13 protein-coding genes are annotated in these 11,767 nt (G+C 48.6%); 10 read left to right on the plus strand and 3 right to left on the minus strand.

The window, feature by feature from the left end:
* The first annotated feature begins 28 nt into the window (after positions 1-28).
* The 10 genes from KVT36_RS05000 to KVT36_RS05045 all read left to right on the plus strand — a co-directional run bounded on the left by KVT36_RS05000 (position 29) and on the right by KVT36_RS05045 (position 8,729).
* Positions 29-760: a helix-turn-helix transcriptional regulator gene (locus tag KVT36_RS05000; RefSeq protein ID WP_217602402.1), complete on the plus strand. Its 732-nt coding sequence runs from the start codon at positions 29-31 to the stop codon at positions 758-760.
* A gap of 30 nt (positions 761-790) precedes the next feature.
* Positions 791-1,021, plus strand: coding sequence for a DUF3820 family protein (locus KVT36_RS05005; protein ID WP_089910669.1), 231 nt, complete (start codon positions 791-793; stop codon positions 1,019-1,021).
* 86 nt (positions 1,022-1,107) lie between these two features.
* A complete protein-coding gene (locus KVT36_RS05010) occupies positions 1,108-2,040 on the plus strand; it encodes an SMP-30/gluconolactonase/LRE family protein (protein WP_217602403.1) in 933 nt (310 codons plus the stop codon).
* A gap of 83 nt (positions 2,041-2,123) precedes the next feature.
* Positions 2,124-3,200, plus strand: coding sequence for a Gfo/Idh/MocA family protein (locus KVT36_RS05015; RefSeq protein ID WP_254639837.1), 1,077 nt, complete (start codon positions 2,124-2,126; stop codon positions 3,198-3,200).
* A 71-nt stretch (positions 3,201-3,271) separates the two neighbouring features.
* Entirely contained in the window at positions 3,272-3,553 is a 282-nt protein-coding gene (locus KVT36_RS05020; RefSeq protein WP_217602404.1) for a type II toxin-antitoxin system RelE/ParE family toxin, read from the plus strand.
* 12 nt (positions 3,554-3,565) lie between these two features.
* Entirely contained in the window at positions 3,566-3,865 is a 300-nt protein-coding gene (locus KVT36_RS05025) for a HigA family addiction module antitoxin (RefSeq protein ID WP_217602405.1), read from the plus strand.
* A gap of 92 nt (positions 3,866-3,957) precedes the next feature.
* Positions 3,958-5,157, plus strand: a complete 1,200-nt coding sequence (locus tag KVT36_RS05030) for a dipeptidase (RefSeq protein ID WP_217602406.1) — start codon at positions 3,958-3,960, stop codon at positions 5,155-5,157.
* A gap of 4 nt (positions 5,158-5,161) precedes the next feature.
* On the plus strand, positions 5,162-6,736 hold the full coding sequence (locus KVT36_RS05035) for an amidohydrolase family protein (protein WP_254639838.1): 1,575 nt from the start codon (positions 5,162-5,164) through the stop codon (positions 6,734-6,736).
* Between the two features lie 115 nt (positions 6,737-6,851).
* The gene (locus KVT36_RS05040) at positions 6,852-7,418 is read left to right on the plus strand and encodes a hypothetical protein (RefSeq protein ID WP_254639839.1); all 567 of its coding nucleotides are present in this window, start codon (positions 6,852-6,854) and stop codon (positions 7,416-7,418) included.
* A gap of 36 nt (positions 7,419-7,454) precedes the next feature.
* Positions 7,455-8,729, plus strand: coding sequence for a retroviral-like aspartic protease family protein (locus KVT36_RS05045; RefSeq protein WP_217602407.1), 1,275 nt, complete (start codon positions 7,455-7,457; stop codon positions 8,727-8,729).
* A 3-nt stretch (positions 8,730-8,732) separates the two neighbouring features.
* Here the strand turns inward: KVT36_RS05045 and KVT36_RS05050 are convergent, their stop codons facing one another.
* The 3 genes from KVT36_RS05050 to KVT36_RS05060 all read right to left on the minus strand — a co-directional run bounded on the left by KVT36_RS05050 (position 8,733) and on the right by KVT36_RS05060 (position 11,753).
* Positions 8,733-9,923, minus strand: a complete 1,191-nt coding sequence (locus tag KVT36_RS05050) for a threonine synthase (RefSeq protein ID WP_217602408.1) — start codon at positions 9,921-9,923, stop codon at positions 8,733-8,735.
* Positions 9,924-10,057: 134 nt separating this feature from the next.
* Positions 10,058-10,963, minus strand: a complete 906-nt coding sequence (locus KVT36_RS05055; protein ID WP_217602409.1) for a LysR family transcriptional regulator — start codon at positions 10,961-10,963, stop codon at positions 10,058-10,060.
* A 145-nt stretch (positions 10,964-11,108) separates the two neighbouring features.
* Positions 11,109-11,753: a hypothetical protein gene (locus KVT36_RS05060; RefSeq protein ID WP_217602410.1), complete on the minus strand. Its 645-nt coding sequence runs from the start codon at positions 11,751-11,753 to the stop codon at positions 11,109-11,111.
* Between the last annotated feature and the right edge of the window lie 14 nt (positions 11,754-11,767).

The raw sequence follows: 11,767 nt of genomic DNA on the forward strand, positions 1-11,767 counted from the left end.
CGTATAAATATCGTAAATTTGCAGAGATATGAGCTACCGCGAATATACACCTCATCCGCAGCTGCGCAGTTATATAGACGCTTACTGGACCGTGCAAACAGCTGCCCATGACCTGCCTGCGCCGGAAAGGATCTTACCGGACGGCTGCGTAGATATTATTTTTAACCTGGGTACAGCGGTAGCTGTTAACCCGCAGCTCATAATGGCCACCGGAGGCACTTACCTGGTAGGTACTATGACGCGTTTTTCCGCCTCCATGCGGCAGCCCGCTACCAGCTTATTAGGCATCCGTTTTAAGCCGGGCTGTTTTACCGCGTTTTACGATCTTTCCCTGGAAACTATCACAGACCGCATTATCCCTTTTAACAGTGGTTTGATCACCGGTATAACGTTTGAGCCTGATGTGCTGGACAAGCTGTTGCTGGATAAAATAAAAACTGTTCCGCACAGCCTTTTACCCGTTATTGCAGACCTCTATCATTATAAAGGACAGCTTAGCATGGACCGGCTGGCTAAAAAACATTTCATGCATAACCGGCAGCTGGAACGGCAGTTCAAGCAACAAACGGGCATCAGCCCCAAAGCCTTTGCCAACCTGGTAAGGTACCGCTTTGCATTACAGCATATTAAGGAACACCGGGCCGGCGCCAGCCTGCAGGACATTGCCTTTGAATATGGTTATTATGATCATGCGCACCTGAGCAACGAGATCCGGAAGTATACCGGCCTGCAGCCCTCCGGCCTTCATCTAAAATCATAAATCTAAAATCCCAAATTCATATATTTGTTCATGGAACTTGCACAGCCCAACCCGGAGATATTACAACAGTTAGTGACCATGAAAATGCCCTTTGGTAAGTACAAAGACACTGTGCTTTGCGATCTGCCGGTATCTTACCTGGAATGGTTTCCGCGCAAAGGCGGTTTCCCAAAAGGCAAGCTGGGCATGCTGCTGGAAACGTTGTACGTGATCAAGACCAACGGCCTCATGTTCCTGCTGGATCCTTTGCGGCGTAAATAACAAATCGTTTAACCTTACCTGGTATGAACCGGAACTTATATATTTTCCACGTTATTATACTATTTTGTGCCTGTAATTCCCGTGATATGAGAACGATCGGCACCATTGAGCAGGCAGACAGCAGCCTGGATTCCATACTGCATAAAGATGCTCCCATAGAAATTATTGCGGAAGGTTTTGACTGGTCCGAAGGGCCGTTGTGGATCCCTGCGCATAACATGCTGCTGTTCTCCGATATCCCGAAGAACAAAGTATGTAAATGGACGGCAGACAAAGGGCTGGAAACTTACCTTACACCCTCCGGTTATACCGGCACTACGCCACGCGGGGGAGAAGTAGGCTCCAATGCCCTGATCCTGGACCTGCAGGGCCGCCTGGTGTTATGCCAGCATGGCGACCGCCGTATGGCGCGTATGGATGCCCCGCTGGATAAACCTGCATCTAAATTCATTTCCCTGGCAGATAACTATGGCGGCAAAAAGTTTAACAGTCCCAATGATGCCATTATGCGTAGCAACGGCGACCTGTTTTTTACTGATCCGCCTTATGGCATGGAAAAACAGAACGAAGACCCTGCCCGTGAGCTGCCTTTTCACGGCGTGTTCAAAGTGGCCACAGACGGTAAGGTAACCTTACTCACGGACTCGCTTACACGCCCTAACGGACTGGCATTAACGCCGGATGAAAAAACGCTCATCGTAGCTAACTCTGATCCTAATAAAGCCATATGGTATATGTTTGACCTGGCTGAAAATGATTCGCTGGCGAACCCGCGCATTCTGCGGGATGTAACGGCCGAAGGGAAAAAAGAAGGCGGCTCACCCGATGGTTTTAAGATAGACCGTAAGGGTAATATTTTTGCTACCGGCCCCGGTGGCGTATGGATCTTTAACAGCAGCGGCAAATTATTAGGGAAGATAAAAGTACCGGTAGCCACCTCCAATTGCGCCCTGGCAGAGGATGATACGGTATTGTACATTACCGCCAGCAAATATGTGCTGCGGGTAAAGATGCGCTAAACGTGCCACTCATCACAACCCCGGCACAGCGCGCGGCTTTTTTTATACTTTGTACGTTCAACGTTCACTAAAATTCCATACTCATGCAACGCTGCCGTTTATTATTGATGCTGTTACTCGTTTTCCACTTTTCCGCCATCGCGCAGCAGGTATCCCTGCAGGTAGCGCTGGCCGGCCTTAACCACGACCATGTGCACCTGATCCTGGGCCGCTATCGCAAAGGCGAAGTAAAGATCCTGGGTATTGCGGAAAACGATGAACAGCTGATCCAGCGCATGAAAAAACGCTACCAGCTGCCGGATAATATCTTTTATAAAGATGTGCCCTCCATGCTGGCTAAAATAAAACCGGATGTAGTGCTGGCCTATAATCCCATTGCCGATCACCTGGCTGTGGTGGAAGCCTGCGCCCCCAAAGGCATACCGGTGATGGTGGAAAAACCGCTGGCCGTATCCGTACAGCAGGCGCAGCGCATAGCCGCACTCTCCGCACAATACCATGTGCCCGTGCTCACCAATTATGAAACCACCTGGTACAATACCAACCAGCAGGTGCAGGATATGGTGAACAACCAGCACACCATTGGCCCCATCCGCAAAATGATAGTACATGACGGCCACGAAGGCCCTAAAGAAATAGGCTGCAGCCCCGACTTCCTGAAATGGCTCACCGATCCGGTAAAGAACGGCGCAGGCGCATTAATGGACTTTGGCTGTTATGGCGCTAACTTAATGACATGGCTGATGCACGGTAAAGCACCGGTAGCAGTAAGGGCCGTTACACACCAGATAAAACCCGATGTATATCCCAAAGTAGATGATGATGCCACCATTCTGCTGGAATACCCGGATGCCACCGGCATCATAGAAGCCTCCTGGAACTGGCCTTTCAGCATTAAAGACCTGGAAGTGTTTGGCAAAACCGGTTACCTGCATGCGCTGAACATGCATAACCTGGTAGGCCGCCAAAAGGATAGCACCTACACCGTGGAAGTAAAAACCGCGCAGTACCAGGATAACCTCACTTACCTGCAGGCTGTGCTGAAAGATGGTTTTAAACCGGGTAATGATCTGTCGTCATTAGAGAATAATATTATTGTGGTAAGGATACTGGAAGCAGCGCGTAAGTCGGCAAAGGAAGGGAAACGGGTGGTGTTGTAGGGGATAAGAGGTTTTCTTTGAAATAAAGGTAAAAATACTTACCTTTGGCGTTAGTAACGAAATACGTATGTATGATCGTATCTTTTGGAAATAAGGAAACCGAAAAAATATGGAATGGTGAGTGGTCAAAGAAATTGCCGAATGGGATACAGGAAATAGCAAGAAGAAAGTTAAGGATGTTGAATAACTCGCAGCATTTAAATGATCTGAAGATACCACCGGCAAATAAGCTGGAAAAGCTTTCAGGGAATATGAAAGAGTTTTACAGCATACGGATCAATGATCAATGGAGGATTATTTTTAAATGGAGCAGTGGAAATGCTGCGGCAGTGGAAATTATAGATTATCATTAAAAGCCTATTGCCATGAAAAGACTAAAAAATATCCACCCGGGAGAAATATTGCAGGAGGAGTTCTTAACACCCATGAATATTTCAGCATATAGATTAGCCAAGGATATTAATATTCCGCAAACACGCGTTGCAGCAATATTAAAGGGCGCTCGCAGAATTACTGCCGATACCGCCCTGAGGCTTAGCATCTATTTTGGTACTTCGCCTAAGTTCTGGCTGGGCCTGCAGGATGATTATGATGTAGAAGAAGAAAAACTGGCCAAGGGCCAGGAGTTTGATGCCATCAAACAATATACCAACCCGGCTGCTTAAGATCATTTTAAAAACAGGCAAAACCGCATAACCTTTAGGTTTTATGCGGTTTTTTTGTTTTATTGAGAACACAATCCAAAATCTACCGCTTCATGAAGAACCTCTTGCCCCGGCGCCTGGCCTTGTGCTGCGTTGTATTATTATTTTCTGAAAGCGCCCTCAATGCCCAGGCATATAAAAAGCTGCATGAAAAGGCTGTGCTGGTGGATACGCATAACGATGTACTTTCCTCCGCCACCATGCGCGGACTGGATATTTCACAGGACCTGCGCGGCAAAACACATTCTGACCTGGCCCGTTTTAAAGAGGGCGGGGTAGATGTACAGGTGTTTTCCATTTTCTGCGATGAACGTTTTGGAAAGGATACCGCTTTCAAATTTGCCAATATAGAGATCGATTCCCTGTACGCCATTACCGCACGTAACGCCGATAAAATGGCGATGGCGTTTACCCCAAAGCAATTGGACTGGGCCGTAAAACAGCATAAGCTGGCAGCCATGATAGGCGTGGAAGGCGGGCATATGATAGCCGGCGATATTGCTAACCTGGATAGCCTGTACAAACGCGGCGCGCGTTACCTGACCCTTACCTGGAACAACTCTACGGAATGGGCCAGCTCTGCCAAAGATGAATCAGGCGATAGTGTGCGTAACGCGCATAAGGGGCTGAACGATTTTGGCAAACAGGTAGTGCGGCGCATGAACCAGCTGGGCATGATGGTAGACCTCTCGCATGTAGGCGAGCAAACCTTTTGGGACGCCATTCACACCACCACCAAACCGGTGCTGGTATCGCACAGCTGCGCATATGCGCTTTGCCCCGTGTTCCGCAACCTGAAGGATGAGCAGATCAAAGCAGTTGGCGCCAATGGCGGCGTAATACAGGTGAACTTTTATTCCGGTTTCCTGGACAGCACCTATTTCCGGCGGCAAAAGGAGTTCATTGCCCGGCATCAGCAGGATGCAGACGCCCTGAAACAAAGCAGCAAAGCAGCGTATGAGATCCAGGAGGAGCTATACCGCAAATACCCTGCAGAAGCAGAACAGCTGCGGGCGCCCTTTAATTTGCTCATTGATCATATTGACTACATAGCTAAGCTGGCCGGGGTGGAGCATGTAGGGCTGGGATCCGACTTTGACGGGATTGAAGCCCCGCCGCAACAGCTGAACGGTGTAGAGGACTACCCGTTAGTGACCAAAGCATTACTGGAAAGAGGATATACAAAGAAAGACATCCGCAAAATATTAGGCGGAAATTTTATACGGGTATTTAAGGCCAACAGCAAAAAATAATTGTATGATGAAATGGTTAACCGGCATGGCTTTGCTGTGCAGTTTCCCCGCGTTTGCGCAACAGCCCTGCGATGTATTGATCCGCAACGGCCGCATCGTGGATGGTACCGGCAACTCCTGGTTTTATGGGGATGTGGCGGTAAAAGAAGGTAAGATCATTGCCGTAGGCAAGCTAAGCGGCTATAGCGCCAGCAAAACCATTGATGCGCAAAAGATGATCGTAGCCCCTGGTTTTATTGATGTACACGGGCATGTGGAATCCGGCATTTTTGAACGCCCTACTGCAGATAACTATATCTATGATGGTGTAACCACCATTGTTACGGGCAACTGCGGCAGCTCAGCCGCCGACCTGCAAAAGTTCTTTGGCCGGGTAGATAGCTTGCACGCAGGTATTAACATAGCCTCCCTGGTAGGGCATAATACGGTACGGGCACAGGTTATGCAGCGGGATAACCGCGCACCCACACCGGCAGAGCAGCAGCAGATGGATTCCCTGGTGGCCAAAGCCATGCAGGATGGCGCCGTAGGTTTTTCAACAGGCCTCATTTACATTCCCGGCGCTTTTTCCAAAACAGATGAAGTAGTGGAGCTGGCTAGGTCAGCCGCGCAATATAACGGCGTGTATGCGTCACATATACGGAACGAGGAAAACAAAGTGGTGGATGCGGTGAATGAAGCCATTAACATTGGCAAATCGGCCAATATGCCGGTAGAGATCTCGCATTTTAAAGTAAGTGGTAAAGCTAACTGGGGCCGTTCCCGCGAAATATTGGGATTAGTGCAGCAGGCACGCAAAGAAGGCTGGGACGTAACCATTGATCAATATCCCTACACGGCCAGCAGCACCAACCTGGGCGTACGTTTGCCGGATTGGGCGCTTGCAGGCGGGCAGGATTCCATTAACGTGCGCCTGCACAATGCCGCCACCCGTGCACAGATCAAAAAGGAAATGCTGGAACAGCTTCACAGCTACAAATACAAGAATTTCAGCTACTGCGTGGTAGCCAATTACCCGGCAGATACCAGCTTTAACGGTAAAAGCATTACAGACATCAACAAGTTGATGGGCCGTAAAGGCAATGCAAAACATGAGGCGGAAACCATTATGGATATGGTGGAAAAAGGCGGTGCGCAAATGGTGTACCATGGCATGAATGAGGAAGATGTGCGTTACATTATGCAATACCCCTTTTGCATGGTAGGCGCTGATGCCGGCGTACCCACACCGGGCAAAGGCATGCCGCACCCCCGCGCTTATGGTACTAATGCGCGCATACTGGGTAAATATGTGCGGGAGGCTAAGCTGATCCCGCTGGAAGAGGCCATCCGCCGCATGACCTCCCTGGCCGCACAGAAGTTCCAGCTAAAGAACAGGGGTATGCTCCGCGAAGGTATGGCCGCTGATATTGTGATCTTTGACGATCAAACGATCGATGACAAAGCCACCTTTGACGTTCCGCATCAATACTCCACCGGCATGCAGTACGTATTGGTAAATGGCCAGCTGGAGCTGGAAAACGGCCAGCACACAGGCCTGCGCAGCGGCACACCGTTGTATGGACCGGCAAAGCGCTAGGGAAGCATAAAGCACAAAGCATAAGGCATAAAGCATAAAGGATAAATGGGGGATAGAACATAAAGGCTTCAGGCTTTCTGCTTTACGCTTTCTGCTTTATGCTTAAATTAGTCCAATGGATACCTTCAACCACATCAAAACCCTGATCACCATTATCCTGGGTTTAAGCATTACGCATTTGCTGAAAGGCGTGGCTAAATTTATACAGCATCCGCACCGCGATAAGCCGTATTGGCTGCACCTGGCCTGGGTATTCTACATTTTCATGCTGCTGGTGCACTTCTGGTGGTGGGAGTACCGTTTAACGCATGTGCCGCACTGGACCTTTACCAGCTACTTCTTTATCATCTTCTTCATCATGACCTTTTACTCTTTATGCGCCCTGCTGTTCCCGGACGATATTAAAGACTATAAGGGGTATGAGGATTATTTCTTTTCCCGCAAAAAATGGTTCTTTGCTATCCTGGCCTTCAGCTACCTGCTGGATATTGGCGATACGCTTATTAAAGGGCAGGACTACCTCAAAAGCCTGTCCATAGAATACCCCATCCGTAATGCCGTGCATATTATTTTATGCCTGCTGGCCATCCAGATCAATAACCGCGTTTTTAACGCAATTTTAGTTATACTATTTATCTTGTACGAGCTGTCCTATATCTTTCGTCTGTTTGATACGGTGTAACTTTGCGCTCTCTGTACTGTTTATAAAAAACGATCAATGAAAAAATGTATGTGGCTGCTGGCCTTTTGCTGCAGCAGCGCAATAGCGATTGCCCAGGACAATGATCATCCCGATAGCCTGTTGTTACGCCGGCAGCTCTTTGTTTTACGCAATGTAATAGCAGCTAAAGGTGAGCAGCTGTCCGAACGGGAACGCCTATATTACCAGGCATACCTGGATAATTTCTTTAACAAAGGCCAAACATCCAACACCAGCATAGACCTGCTGCTGCAAAAGTACCGTGCCGATCTTACCGCCAAACAGGTGTCGGAATTGTTACAGGTAAAAATAGATAACCTGGTAAAAGCCTACCGGTATAAAGCCGCTTACACCAGCTCCATGTATTTGCTGGACAGCTTTAAAACCACGTTGCCGGAAAAAGACCAGGCAGCCATCCGCAATGCAGCGGTAATATGGGAGGGCTTACAGGAGATAGCACCCCAGGAGCTAACTGTGGTGCAGGACACACATGTTCCTTTTAAGCGGGATGCAGTAGGACTGGTGAATATACCGGTGAGCATCGGCGATACCAGCAATGAATTTGTATTTGACACCGGCGCCGGTATTTCTACCATTACAGAAAGCAGCGCCGCACGCAATCATCTTACCCCGATGAATAAATATTTTGACGTGGAAGCGGCTACTGGTGGCATTGTGAAGGCGCGCATTGCTGTAGTGAAGGAGCTGAAGATAGGCGGCATCCTGGTAAAGAACGCCGTGTTCATGGTATTCCCCGACAGCGCGCTTACCTGGCCGGAGGCAAAGTATGGCATTAAAGGCATCATTGGTTTCCCGGTGATTGAGCAAATGGGCGAGATCCGTATTAACAGTAAGGAGGGCCTGCTGGAAGTACCGCAGCAACCTTTACCCGGCAGCTACGCCAACTTTGGTTTGAGTAACCTGCGGCCGGTTATCAATGTAGCGTACAAAAAAGACAGTTTGCCTTTTATATTTGATACCGGCGCTACCGCTACTGCGCTGAATGCGCCCTTTTTTAAGAAATACCGGAAAGAGGTAATGCGCAGGGGCAAGCCTTTCCGGCTGCCGCAGGGCGGGGCAGGAGGTGTTAATACCGTGAACGCATATAGGCTGCCTGAAATAGTATTGGGCATTGCCGATAAGAAACCCAGGTTGCCCCATATACCTGTTATTACCGCACCGGTAATGGAAGAGGACAGGTATTACTATGGCAACCTGGGGCAGGATATTATGAAACAGTACCGTGAAATGGTGATCAGCTTCAGGTATATGTATGTATCCTTCAACGACTAGCGTTTAGCATTGTATGTTCAGATTCTCCAGGTATTTATAGCCGGAGCCGGTGTTCAGCAGTAAAATGTTTTCATCGTGCAGTATCAGGCCTTCGTCCAGCAGCTTGGGCAGGGCTGCAAGTAAGGCCGCACCTTCAGGTGCGGCCAGTAATCCCTCCCGCCGCGATAATAACTGCATGTATTTTTTAAGCTCCTCTTCACTGATGGCCAGCGCATGACCATGCGACTGGTTTAACGCATCCATGATCAGCGGCTCCGCAAAGGGGCGGGGCACGGCCAGGCCATTAGCAATAGAGGGCTGTCCGTTATACTTTTTAGCATTAGGCTGCAAACCTTGCCAGGAGGCCACTATGGGCTGGCAATTGGCTGCCTGCACCGCAATCAGGCGGGGCATTTTATCGGGTATCCAGCCCAGCGCCAGCATTTCCCCGAATGCTTTCCATAAACCAATTAACCCGGTACCGCCGCCGGTGGGGTACAGGATCACATCCGGCAAGTTCCAGTGCAGCTGTTCTGCAATTTCATAACCCATAGTTTTCTTGCCTTCCAAACGGTACGGCTCCTTAAAGGTGGAGACATCAAAACAGCCGCGTTCTTCCCGGATGCGGGCTGCTTCTGCTGCGCAGTCGTTAATGAGGCCATCTACCAGTACTACTTCAGCACCGTACATCCAGCATTCTTCCTTAAAGATCTTAGGGGTATGCCGTGGCATTACTACCACTGCCTGCATGCCTGCAGCAGCGCAATAAGCTGCCATGGCACCGCCGGCATTGCCTGCTGTGGGAACAATGCAGCTTTCCACGCCAAATTCTTTGGCCTTGGAAATAGCAGCGCTTAAACCGCGGGCTTTAAAAGAGCCGGTGGGATTCAGCGATTCATCTTTCCAGAAAAGTTTATCGAACCCCAGCTGGCGGGAAATATTGTGCAGTGTTAACAGGGGCGTCATGCCTTCGCCCAGGGTTACAATATTGTTCACATCAAAAACAGGCAGCATTTCCAGGTAACGCCACATATTATCTGATTGGGCGGGCAATACTTCTTTTGAAAGCGGAAATACATCATCAGTACTATACTCCGCTACTAAAGGGGCATTACAACATACGGATGTTTGATGTAAACGGTGTGGGTCGTGATATTGGCCGCAGCTGCTGCATTGCAGGGACGACAGCAACGACAATGTTTCAATTGTCCTCATAAAATGAAGTGTAAATAAAAATGAAGTCAGATGTACAATGACAACAGCCGGTTATTACTGTTATCATCATTTGTTCTCACAACAAATGTACTTAGCTCCTTCATTCGGAGGTTATACTAAATAGGCATATACTATTACCTGGGGTTATACTGTTTTTTGGCGAGGCGTATAAATATGTTGTTGATCTGGTCATTATTGGTGCCCTGCCGCTGCATGAAAAAGAAGGAGCGGTGGATCCTTAAACCCGGAATATCAATGCGTACCAATTGTCCGTTATCTATAAGATGTTCTACAGAACGCTGTGGTAAAAAGCCCAGGCAGGTATCGCTGAGCAGGAAGTTTTTGAGAGCTTCTGTACCGCCTAAAATAATGCGGTTATTAATATCCTGGATAGATAGTCCGAAGGGCGCCAGGGCCTCTGCCACGGCTGCCAGCGTGCCGCTGCCCCTTTCCCGCAGCGCTACAGGAATATTCTTCAGCTCCTCTACTGTTACCCGTTTCTTTTTAGCCAGCGGGCTTTTGTGATGACATACCGGTATCACCTCGTCTTTCATGAAAAATTTATACTGCACCGTGGTATGTTTATTCCTGCTTTCAGTAATACCCAGGTCTATTTCCTGTTCCAGCAGCGCGCGCAGTATATTTTCCGAATTACTGTTGAGCAGCCGCAGTTGTATGTTAGGATATTGCTGGTGAAAGCTGGACAGGATACCCGGTATCACGTACAATGCCACTGTGGTGCTGGCGCCCACTACCAGCGAGCCTTTGGCCTGCTGACGTCCGGAGAGGCTGCTTAAATTGAACTGCATGTTCCGCTGCAGCTCTTTAGCCTGTTTTATATGATCAAAAAGGATCTTTCCTGCAGCAGTTAGCTGTATAGTGCTGCCTTTTCTTTCAAAGAAGCTGAGGTTAAACTGGTTTTCCAGCAGCCGGATATGCTTGCTCACAGAGGGCTGCGTCATAAACAACACTTCTGCCGCTTTAGAAAAGCTAAGCAGGCGGGCTGTTTCGTAAAAAGCTTCATAGCTGACGTTAAGCATAGTTGTAAAAGTAGTGAAATTCTTTAGTCCATGGTCGTTGGTCCATAGTCCATTGCATACAGCGTAAAAAAATGTTACGTTAAAAGCAAGTGCAGGCACCTACCTTTAACGTAACAACAAATCTATTCGCACCAGGCCATGGACGCTATTTATACTTCGCTAACAGCTCTTCACTTTCCGGCTTGCCCCAGTGCGGTTGTTCGCCGGTTGCCGGTTGGGCAGAAAAGCCTTTTAATGCAGATTGGGCCAGGATCTTAGCTTTATCCTTATCGCCGCCCCACATTTTAGGCGTATAGTATTTTACCCAGGCCTGCAGATACAATACACGCGGGTTTTCAGGATCCAGCTGTGCTGCTTTGTCCAGGTATTGCTGGGAAAGCGTACCAAATTCACGCCCGTAGGTCATGGGGTTGATGAATACTTTACTGCGGTATACCATGCTATACACCGTGTACAGTTCCGCCTTGTCTTTATTGGTGCCTTTGTCTTTCAGCAATGCTTCCGCCTGTTTAGCATATTGTTCGCCTTCAATGCTGAAAGGCTCTATACGGTCGCCATCTTTTTGCAGCAGGAACCCAATTTTAGCATTACACAACGCCGTGTAATAAAACGGCAGCCAGTTGCTTTTTTGCGCATTCGCCGCCTGTTTAAAACGTACAGCCAGGGCTTCATAATCTGCTACTGTACTGGCTTTATCCAGCTGTGCAATCGCAGCGGAGAGCTTATCCTGCGCTTTAGTCGCGAGTAGCAATAACAGGAAACTTGCACATAAGAGCATTACTTTTTTCATGATGATGAGATTTT

Origin of the sequence: Chitinophaga sp. GbtcB8 (assembly GCF_019091455.1) — a bacterium.
In the GTDB taxonomy this organism is placed as follows: domain Bacteria; phylum Bacteroidota; class Bacteroidia; order Chitinophagales; family Chitinophagaceae; genus Chitinophaga.

Excerpts from the sequence above, each read along its gene's own strand:
- KVT36_RS05015 (WP_254639837.1), top strand. The coding sequence starts at position 2,124 with ATGCAACGCTGCCGTTTATTATTGATGCTGTTACTCGTTTTCCACTTT.
- KVT36_RS05060 (WP_217602410.1), bottom strand. The coding sequence starts at position 11,753 with ATGAAAAAAGTAATGCTCTTATGTGCAAGTTTCCTGTTATTGCTACTC.
- KVT36_RS05055 (WP_217602409.1), bottom strand. The coding sequence starts at position 10,963 with ATGCTTAACGTCAGCTATGAAGCTTTTTACGAAACAGCCCGCCTGCTT.
- KVT36_RS05035 (WP_254639838.1), top strand. The coding sequence starts at position 5,162 with ATGATGAAATGGTTAACCGGCATGGCTTTGCTGTGCAGTTTCCCCGCG.
- KVT36_RS05000 (WP_217602402.1), top strand. The coding sequence starts at position 29 with ATGAGCTACCGCGAATATACACCTCATCCGCAGCTGCGCAGTTATATA.
- KVT36_RS05050 (WP_217602408.1), bottom strand. The coding sequence starts at position 9,923 with ATGAGGACAATTGAAACATTGTCGTTGCTGTCGTCCCTGCAATGCAGC.
- KVT36_RS05040 (WP_254639839.1), top strand. The coding sequence starts at position 6,852 with ATGGATACCTTCAACCACATCAAAACCCTGATCACCATTATCCTGGGT.
- KVT36_RS05010 (WP_217602403.1), top strand. The coding sequence starts at position 1,108 with ATGAGAACGATCGGCACCATTGAGCAGGCAGACAGCAGCCTGGATTCC.
- KVT36_RS05005 (WP_089910669.1), top strand. The coding sequence starts at position 791 with ATGGAACTTGCACAGCCCAACCCGGAGATATTACAACAGTTAGTGACC.
- KVT36_RS05030 (WP_217602406.1), top strand. The coding sequence starts at position 3,958 with ATGAAGAACCTCTTGCCCCGGCGCCTGGCCTTGTGCTGCGTTGTATTA.
- KVT36_RS05025 (WP_217602405.1), top strand. The coding sequence starts at position 3,566 with ATGAAAAGACTAAAAAATATCCACCCGGGAGAAATATTGCAGGAGGAG.
- KVT36_RS05045 (WP_217602407.1), top strand. The coding sequence starts at position 7,455 with ATGAAAAAATGTATGTGGCTGCTGGCCTTTTGCTGCAGCAGCGCAATA.
- KVT36_RS05020 (WP_217602404.1), top strand. The coding sequence starts at position 3,272 with ATGATCGTATCTTTTGGAAATAAGGAAACCGAAAAAATATGGAATGGT.